Origin of the sequence: Cypionkella psychrotolerans (assembly GCF_001294535.1) — a bacterium.
In the GTDB taxonomy this organism is placed as follows: Bacteria; Pseudomonadota; Alphaproteobacteria; order Rhodobacterales; family Rhodobacteraceae; genus Cypionkella; species Cypionkella psychrotolerans.
Window position 1 is genome coordinate 1 of the sequence record NZ_LGIC01000002.1, and the last position, 8,568, is coordinate 8,568.

Genomic DNA, 8,568 nt, shown 5'->3' on the forward strand with positions numbered 1-8,568 from the left:
GTCCATGCAGGGTCGGACCTATACGGATCTGCCGTTGCAAGCCCTTCTGATGGCCGTCTGGCGCCGCAAACCGAAGACCAAAGTCCAAGTGCATTCCGACCAAGGCTCACAGTTCACCAGCTATGAGTGGCAGGAGTTCCTCGAACAGCACAATCTGACGCAAAGCATGAGCCGACGTGGCAACTGCTGGGACAACGCCGTCGCCGAAAGCTTCTTCAACCTGCTCAAACGCGAACGCATCCGCCGAAGAAAGTATAAAACCCGCAAAGAAGCCCGCCAGGATGTGTTCGACTACATCGAGTTCTTCTACAACCCGCAGCGCAAACACGTTAGGAACGGAATGCTGTCGCCGATCGCATTCGAGCAGCAGCAAAAACTGAAGCTGCAAGGTGTCTAGGAAACTCGGGGCTATTCAAACGCAGGACATCTTCTGGGATCGGCTTCCGTGGAAATCGAAGTGGCGCGGGCCGAGGGCTCCGTGCCGATGCGCATCTTGGTTTCGGCCGACATCGGGCCGGATTGCAAGTTGATGCATGCCGACCCCGAAGGCCCGAGTGGCGTCGACTACCTGATATGTGAGTCCACCTATGGCAATGTCGACCGCATGGATGCAAGTGACGCCGCCCGCCGCGCCCTGCTGCGTGAAGAGGTGCGTGCAGCCGTGCATCCGAACGGAGCGCTCCTGATCCCGTCCTTCGCTGTGGAACGCGCTCAGGAACTGATCAGCGACATAGGCCGTCTGATTGCCGAGGGCGAACTCCCGGATATTCCGATCTACGTCGACAGCCCGCTGGCGAGCAAGGCGACAAAGGTCTTTGCCAAGCATCACCGCGAACTGGAGGAGGGCGCCGTCCTCATGCAGGGCTTGCGCGCGCGCAATCTGCACTTCACCGAAACCCGTGAACAGAGCATGGCGTTGGATGACGTCCGCGGGTTTCATATCGTCATTGCCGCATCGGGCATGTGCGATGCCGGGCGCATTCGGCACCGGCTGAAGAACTGGCTGTGGCGCGACGCGGCGACAGTCCTGTTCACCGGCTATCAGGCAGAAGGCACACTTGGCCGCATCCTTCAGAACGGTGCACGGTCGGTGCGCATCCAGGGTGAGGAATTCGCTGTGCGCGCCCGAATCCGGTCGCTCGACCTTTATTCCGGCCATGCGGACGGTCCGGAACTGGCTGACTGGATCAAGGCCCGACTGCCGCTGACCCATGACCTGTTCCTTGTCCATGGTGAGCAGGATGGCATCGAGGGGCTGGCAACACGTCTGGAGGGGGTGATCAACGCCGCCCATATCGTGCGGCCCGTGCTTGATGAAGGGTTCGACCTGACCGACGCTGGCGCGAGCCGGGTTACCGGCAGATCCTCACCGCGCCTTCCCGCCGAACGCGTGGCACGGCTCGATTGGCACAACGACGTCTCTGGCCTTCTTCTGGATATCAGTGACGCGCTGGCCGCCAGCCCTGACGAAAAGCAGCGTGCCGTTGTGATCCGCCGCTTGCGGGCTGCGCTCGAGCCCGATGCCGCTGGAAGGCAGCACACGCGATGACTCGGTCGATCCATGAATGGGCAAGTGCTACGCGCAACGGGTTCGCGCAGCAGGTGGCCCAATCCCCGGCACCGGCGAGCGTTCATGCCGGTGCGTGACCCGCCGCTTCCTGAGGGCCCAAGCTGGCGGCGCTTGCCTGCGGGCATCTGGGCACTTGGCTTCGTCTCGCTGCTGATGGACGTCTCGTCCGAGATGATCCACGCACTCTTGCCGGTCTATCTTGTGGTTGGTCTGGGGGCCACGGCGCTGACGGTCGGGGTCATTGAAGGGATCGCCGAGGCAACAGCAGCAATCACCAAGGTCTTTTCCGGGGCGCTGAGCGACCGGATCGGCCGACGCAAGGAATTGGCTGCGATCGGCTATGGCCTTGCTGCAGTGACCAAGCCGATCTTTCCGCTTGCGCCCTCAATCGGGTGGCTGGTGGCGGCCCGCTTCATCGACCGGGTGGGCAAGGGGATCCGCGGTGCGCCGCGAGATGCCCTTGTGGCCGACATCGCGCCGCCAGAATTGCGGGGGGCTGCTTTCGGGCTGCGGCAGTCGCTCGACACGATTGGTGCTTTCATTGGCCCGCTTTTGGCCATCGGGTTGATGTGGGTCTTTGCCGACGATTTCGCCTCGGTCTTCTGGATGGCGGTGATCCCGGCCTTCGCGGCACTGGCGCTCATCCTGTTCTTTGTACATGAGCCCCCGCGCCCTGCGGGGCTGCGCACGGTCAGAAACCCGCTCAGCCGGCGAGAACTGGCCGGGCTGGGTGCCATCTATTGGTGGGTGGTTGCGGTGGCAGCGGTTTTCACCCTGGCGCGGTTCAGCGAAGCCTTCCTCATCTTGCGGGCCGAGGGTGCCGGGCTTTCGCTGATGTTCGTGCCGCTTGTGCTGGTGGTGCTCAACATCGCTTATGCGCTGTCGGCCTATCCGGTAGGCGCTCTCTCTGACCGCATGAATCGCATTGCGATTCTGATTGTCGGCTTGGCCCTGCTCATTGCTGCGGACCTGACGATCGCACTTGCGCCAGGGCTGTGGGGTATAATTGCGGGTGTCGTGCTTTGGGGCCTGCACATGGGCTTCACCCAAGGCATTCTCGCCACGCTCATCGCCGACAGCGCACCCCCCGAACTGCGCGGAACGGCCTTTGGCATGTTCAACCTGGTTACGGGGATGGCTCTGTTGGCCGCTAGCGTTATCGCGGGGGTCCTGTGGGATACATTTGGTGCAGAATGGTCCTTTCTGGCCGGAGCGGCTTTTGCAGTGCTGACGATAACCGCCCTGATCCCATTGCACAGCCGGCTGTCCAAAGGCGACGGCAAGTAGCATGGCGGCACACCCAATACATCTTGGCATTGACCCAAGCGCTGATCGGACCAATGACATTTACTATCCACAGGAATTGTTCACTTACCGAAAAAAGACGACTAGGTTCTTCGAGTGTCTCCGCCGGTCGACTGTCCTGCGTCCGGCTATCAAAGGGCAGGCGCAGGCTTGGAATTGCAAAAGTTCTTCCTGGAGAGATGACATGTCGCGCCTTCACATCCATCCTGAGTCACATCTGGTTTCGCGCATCGGCTGGCTGCGGGCAGCGGTGCTCGGGGCCAGCGACGGTATTGTTTCGACCGCCAGTCTGATCGTCGGCGTTGCTGCCGCTTCGGCCGCAACATCAGAGGTGCTGGTGGCGGCTGTGGCCTGCCTCGTGGCCGGAGCCATATTGATGGCGGCGGGCGAGTATGTCTCGGTCAGTTCGCAATCCGACACCGAACAGGCAGATTTTGCGCGCGAGCGGGCCGAACTTGCCACCCAGCCTGAATTCGAGCGTAAGGAGCTGGCGCGGATCTACATTGACCGAGGCGTGTCGCCTGATCTGGCGTATCAGTGGATGGCGAAAGACGCGCTGGGGGCTCATGTGCGTGACGAACTCGGGATCTCCGAGGTCACTGCTGCGCGGCCCATTCAGGCGGCACTTACATCTGCCGCGACCTTTGCCGTAGGTGCTGGGATGCCGCTGGCGATGGTCCTGCTGATGCCGCGATCCATGCTAGTGGTGGGCGTGTCGGTAGCCTCACTGCTTCTTCCTTTCCCTCCTTGGTGCCGAGGGCGCGCGGGCGGGTGGTGCCAATGTGATGAAAGCCACCCTGCGGGTGACCTTCTGGGGCGCGCTCGCGATGGCGCTGACGGCCGGGATCGGCGCGGTGTTCGGAACGGTTGTAGGGTGATGTGGATGGTCCTCCATATTCCGCAGTCAACGCGTGGGGCCCCCGATGACCACTGCCGAGCGTAACGCCAGCTACTGGAGCGAGGACGCAACCGCCATGCTGGTGGCGTTGGGCAGCGCGCCCGGCGGCCTTGCGTCAGACGGGGCGGCCGCGCTGCTTGTATCCGTCGGCCCCAACAGTGTCGAAGATGCGCCGCGCCTGAGCGCGTTGCGACTGCTGCTGCGGCAGTTCGAAAGCCCGCTCGTCCTGATCCTCGCCTTTGCTGCCGCCATCTCGCTCATCCTTCAGCAATGGGTCGATGCAGGCATCATCCTAGCCATTGTGCTTGGAAGTTCTGCGCTCAGTTTCTTTCAGGAATACCGCGCCTCCACGGCGGTCGAGGAACTGAAGAAGCGCCTCGCCCTGACGGCCCGGGTGCTGCGCGACCATGTAGAGCAGGTGCTGCCTGTGACGCAGATCGTGCCGGGCGATTTGATCCTTTTGTCGGCGGGGAACCTGATCCCGGCAGATGGCCTCGTGATCGAGGCGCAGGACTTTCTGGTCAGCGAGGCCAGTATGACTGGCGAGTCCTTTCCCGTCGAGAAACGGCCGGGGATCCTCGCCGCCGATGCGCCCTTGGCCGAGCGCACGAACACCGTTTTTCTGGGGTCTTCTGTGCGCAGCGGCACGGCACGGGTGCTAGTCGTGCACACCGGGCGGCGGACGGAATTCGGCGCCATCGCCGCCCGGTTGCGAGCGCGCCAGCCCGAGACCGATTTCGCGCGTGGAGTCCGTCAGTTCGGCTATCTGCTGATCCGGGTCATGGTCGTCATCGTGCTGTTCGTGCTGACAGTGAACGTGGCGCTCGACCGCCCAGTGATCGAATCACTGCTGTTTGCCGCGGCACTCGCAATGGGATTGTCGCCGGAACTCTTGCCCGCGATCATCAGCGTCACGCTGTCGGCGGGCGCACGCGCCATGGGCAAGCGCGGGGTGATCGTGCGGCGGCTGGATGCGATCGAGAATCTTGGCAGCATGTCCGTCCTGTGCACAGACAAGACCGGCACGCTGACTGAAGGCACCATCGTCCTAAGCGAGGTGCTCGACGCGGCGAACCGCCCATCAGACGCGGTCCGACAGCTTGCCTATGTCAACGCGGCACTGGAAACCGGCATCGAGAACCCGCTGGACGCTGCCATCGTCGCGGTCGGTGCGGCTGCCGGACTGACCACCGCCGGTCTGACCAAGATCGACGAAATCCCCTATGACTTCGTGCGCCGCCGCCTGACCATCGTGGTGGCGGAAGAAGATGCCCCCGGCCGACACATGTTCATCACCAAGGGGGCCTTTGGCGAGGTGCTGGGCATCTGCACTACGGTCGACCGCGACGGTTCCGAGGTGCCGCTAGACGCCGCCACGCGATCAGATCTAGAGGCGGTGTTCAAGACAAGGGGCGAGCAAGGTTTTCGCGTGCTGGCGCTCGCCACGCGCCGTGTTGCCGCGCAGCCCGACTACGACCGCGAGGACGAACGCGACATGGTGTTTCGCGGCTTTCTGGTGTTCCTCGACCCACCCAAGCCCGAAGCGAAGCAGACCATCCAAACCCTCGCCCGACTCGGCATCGCCATCAAGGTGATCAGCGGCGACAACCGCCATGTTACAGCACATATGGCTACAGTGGTCGGACTGGATGCAAGTTCGATGCTGACCGGCGAAGAGCTGGCGGGCATGAAAGACGAGGCGCTGTGGCACCTAGCCCCCCGCACCGATCTTTTCGTCGAGATAGACCCGCAGCAGAAAGAGCGGATTGTCCGCGCTCTCCAGCGCATCGGCCATTCCGTCGGCTACCTGGGTGACGGCATCAACGACGCACCGGCGCTTCACGCCGCCGATGTCGGTATCTCGGTCGCCGAGGCCGTGGACGTGGCGCGAGAGAGCGCCGACATCATCCTGCTGAGCCGAGATCTCGACGTGCTGCGCCAGGGCGTCGAGGACGGGAGGCGCACCTTCGCCAACACGCTGAAATACATCTCGATCACCACGAGCGCCAATTTCGGCAACATGATCAGTATGGCGCTGGCCACACCGTTCCTGCCGTTCCTGCCACTGGCGGCCAAGCAGATCCTGCTCAACAACTTCCTCTCGGACCTGCCTTCGCTGGCAATTTCAAGCGATAACGTGGACCCTGAACGCGTTTCTGCCCCGCAGCGCTGGAACGTCAAGCAAATCCAGCGGTTTATGATCGTCTTCGGCTTGATCAGTTCGGCCTTCGATCTGCTGACCTTCGGCGTGTTGCTCTGTGTCTTCCACGCGGGCGAGGCGTTGTTTCAGACCTCGTGGTTCATGATCTCGCTCCTGACCGAGCTGGCGGTGGTGCTGATCCTGCGCACCCGCAAACCCGCCTTCCGCAGTCGACCCAGCCGCTTGCTTCTTTGGTCGACCTTGGCTGTGGCGACCGCCACGTTTTCTATTCCGTTCCTTGGGGGTGCCAGTGCGCTTTTCGGCTTCGTGCCGCTGTCGACGCTGGAACTAATCGCCGTGGTGGTGATCGTCGGCGCGTACAGTGTCGCCACGGAGATCGCAAAGGCGTGGTTCTTTCGACACGAGACCACCGGATCGCGCCCTGCGACGGCCGAAGCCGGAAGGCGGCGCTGATGCGGATTCCCGAGACGGACATCCGCCGCGTCTTTCACGCAAGCCTTTGGGTGAAAGGTGCCCACAGCCTGACCGAGGTACTGGGAGGCCTCGCGCTTGCCTTCCTCAGACATGACCTGATCGTGCGCATGGCCACCGCCCGCACGCGCGCCGAACTGATCGAGGATCCGCGCGACCTTGTCGCAAATGCTGAGTTGGCCATTCGCGTCGGTTTACTGCCATGGCCGCCGGGTGCCGCACATATGGCCGCCCAGGCAATGGCGCGTCGTTTAAAACAGGATCACGGGCCGATGGATACTGTGCGGCGCGATCCATCCTCTGTGAATTTGTTGATCGCAACGCTGACAGCATCATCGATCTTGAAAGCAAAGGGGCCACCGCAACACAGCCCGGCACCTTGGGTTGGCGGGACAGCGCGCACATCTATCTCAGACCTGAGCCGTTACGAGATCAGATCGCCGACCTCCTCGACGCTCTCGAACCCCACACATTGAAACCCGGTGGTGAAGCGGGGTTATTGCAATACAAGATGCCTGCGACAAAGGTTTCTGATCGGCCGCGCGTCTATCGCTTCGACGCGCAAATGCTTGAGGACGGTCTCTGCCCACGGTTTTGACGTGGTTTTCGGCTGGAGTTTCGGCCATGCCCTATGAAAACTCGAACTCCCTGAAAAAAGGGGTTGGGTTAAAGAGGCTGACGGGCCAGTCCTGATCAGCAAAAGGTTTCGGGGCAGGGCGGTAAGAGACGATGATCCGGGATGTCGCGCCGGAAGCGATTTTTGGAGGATGTGGATCGACGCCGTTGGTTTCAAGGAACGCGAGGTATCAGCATCTTGAATCGGTGGCTCTGCATTGATTCATATTTCTGATTGGACACGGCAGGTCCGCGGGGACATCCTCATGACAGTGTAATGTGGGCGATCTAGGTAATGTGGGCGATCTAGCGAGACACCATTTCATGTCTTTATAGCTTTTCTCTGGGCGCCTCGTAAGGCGTTTTCCCATTGTGAGCGCCATGTGGTCTGGCGAGGTTGTAGAACTGCTCCCACTCGGCCAGTCTGGACCTGTCGCGGTTTCGTTCCGGTTTTTTGAGAGCAATACTCGCCATCAAGGAGACCGGATATGGCAGCGATACACAGCGACGAATTCAAGCGGGATGCGGTTCGCATCGCGCGAACCAGTGGCCTGACACGGCGTCAGGTTGCGTCTGATCTGGGGGTTGGGTTTTCCACCCTGAACAAGTGGGTGAAGATGGTTTCCGATGAGGCTGGCCCGCCTGACGCTGACCAGAACCTGCTTCGAGAGAACGAACGGCTTCGGCGTGAGAACCGGATTCTCAAGGAGGAGAGGGATCTGCTAAAAAAGGCCACTCAGTTCTTCGCGGCCCCAAAGCCGTGAAGTTTGCGTTCCTTGACGACTATCGCGGCGTCCTTTCGATGGCGCGTGCGTGCCGTGTGATGGGGGTCACGGATCGCGGCCTGCGGGCGTGGAAACATCGGCCGGTATCGCACCGACAGCGGCGTGACATGGTGCTGTTGGCGCATATCCGGGACCAGCATCGGTCCAGTCTGGGCAGCTATGGCAGGCCCAGGATGACCGAGGAACTGAACGAGCTTGGGGTGCATGTGGGGCACCCGTTGCCCGGCAACGGTTTGCTTGCAAACCGTGTGAGGGGCCGGGTGGGCCGGTTGATGCGGCAGAACGCCATTTCGGTCGTCAGAACCCGTAAATTCAAGGCAACTACGGACAGCGATCACAGGTTCAACATAGCACCCAATCTCCTGCAGCAAGACTTTGCTGCGAGACAAACCAACCAGAAGTGGGCAGGCGACATCACCTATGTCTGGACCCGCGAAGGCTGGGTCTATCTGTCCGTCATTCTGGAGCTGCATTCGCGGCGGGTGATCGGGTGGGCCATCAGCAACCGCATGAAGAAGGACTTGGCGATCCGCGCCCTAAACATGGCCATCGCCCTGCGTCGGCCACCCAAAGGATGCATCCATCACACCGACAGGGGCAGCCAATATTGTTCGCATGACTACCAGAAAATCCTGCGCAAACATGGTTTTATCGCATCAATGAGTGGCAAGGGAAATTGCTATGACAACTCGGCCGTCGAGAGCTTTTTCAAATCCCTCAAGGCAGAACTGATCTGGCGCAGAAACTGGCCGACACGCAGAGA

At 61.5% G+C, this 8,568-nt stretch carries 7 protein-coding genes and 1 pseudogene; 7 read left to right on the top strand and 1 reads right to left on the bottom strand.

All coding sequences use genetic code 11. The annotated features are described in order from the left end of the window. The 6 genes from AKV04_RS00020 to AKV04_RS00045 form a co-directional block, all read left to right on the top strand. Positions 1–397, top strand: a 397-nt coding sequence (locus AKV04_RS00020; RefSeq protein WP_156317268.1) for an IS3 family transposase, incomplete at its 5' end; no start/stop codon positions are given. 48 nt (positions 398–445) lie between these two features. Continuing rightward, the gene (locus AKV04_RS00025) at positions 446–1,549 is read left to right on the top strand and encodes an MBL fold metallo-hydrolase (RefSeq protein WP_054004452.1); all 1,104 of its coding nucleotides are present in this window, start codon (positions 446–448) and stop codon (positions 1,547–1,549) included. An 84-nt stretch (positions 1,550–1,633) separates the two neighbouring features. After that, positions 1,634–2,857, top strand: a complete 1,224-nt coding sequence (locus AKV04_RS00030; protein WP_054004453.1) for an MFS transporter — start codon at positions 1,634–1,636, stop codon at positions 2,855–2,857. A gap of 202 nt (positions 2,858–3,059) precedes the next feature. Then, positions 3,060–3,818, top strand: coding sequence for a VIT1/CCC1 transporter family protein (locus AKV04_RS00035; RefSeq protein WP_456062138.1), 759 nt, complete (start codon positions 3,060–3,062; stop codon positions 3,816–3,818). After that, positions 3,799–6,387 (top strand): magnesium-translocating P-type ATPase, encoded by a 2,589-nt coding sequence (gene mgtA, locus AKV04_RS00040; RefSeq protein WP_054004454.1) that lies wholly within the window; start codon positions 3,799–3,801, stop codon positions 6,385–6,387. Before AKV04_RS00035 ends, mgtA begins: the two co-directional genes overlap by 20 nt. Continuing rightward, entirely contained in the window at positions 6,387–6,881 is a 495-nt protein-coding gene (locus tag AKV04_RS00045; RefSeq protein ID WP_054004455.1) for a hypothetical protein, read from the top strand. Before mgtA ends, AKV04_RS00045 begins: the two co-directional genes overlap by 1 nt. A gap of 469 nt (positions 6,882–7,350) precedes the next feature. On the opposite strand, the pseudogene AKV04_RS25260 reads toward AKV04_RS00045, so the two are convergent. After that, positions 7,351–7,449: pseudogene (locus tag AKV04_RS25260) on the bottom strand (IS481 family transposase); the annotation flags it as partial. Positions 7,450–7,508: 59 nt separating this feature from the next. On the opposite strand from AKV04_RS25260, the gene AKV04_RS00055 reads away from it, so the two are divergent. Continuing rightward, positions 7,509–8,568, top strand: a protein-coding gene (locus AKV04_RS00055) for an IS3 family transposase (RefSeq protein ID WP_407638392.1) whose coding sequence is annotated in 2 segments (ribosomal slippage) — positions 7,509–7,752 and positions 7,752–8,568 — 1,061 coding nt annotated over the 2 segments. Because the reading frame shifts where the segments join, the coding sequence is not laid out codon by codon here. This gene is flagged as partial in the annotation.

Bases quoted from the DNA above. Each gene is read 5' to 3' on its own strand.
- AKV04_RS00045 (WP_054004455.1), top strand. From the start codon at position 6,387: ATGCGGATTCCCGAGACGGACATCCGCCGCGTCTTTCACGCAAGCCTT.
- AKV04_RS00030 (WP_054004453.1), top strand. From the start codon at position 1,634: ATGCCGGTGCGTGACCCGCCGCTTCCTGAGGGCCCAAGCTGGCGGCGC.
- AKV04_RS00035 (WP_456062138.1), top strand. From the start codon at position 3,060: ATGTCGCGCCTTCACATCCATCCTGAGTCACATCTGGTTTCGCGCATC.
- mgtA (WP_054004454.1), top strand. From the start codon at position 3,799: ATGACCACTGCCGAGCGTAACGCCAGCTACTGGAGCGAGGACGCAACC.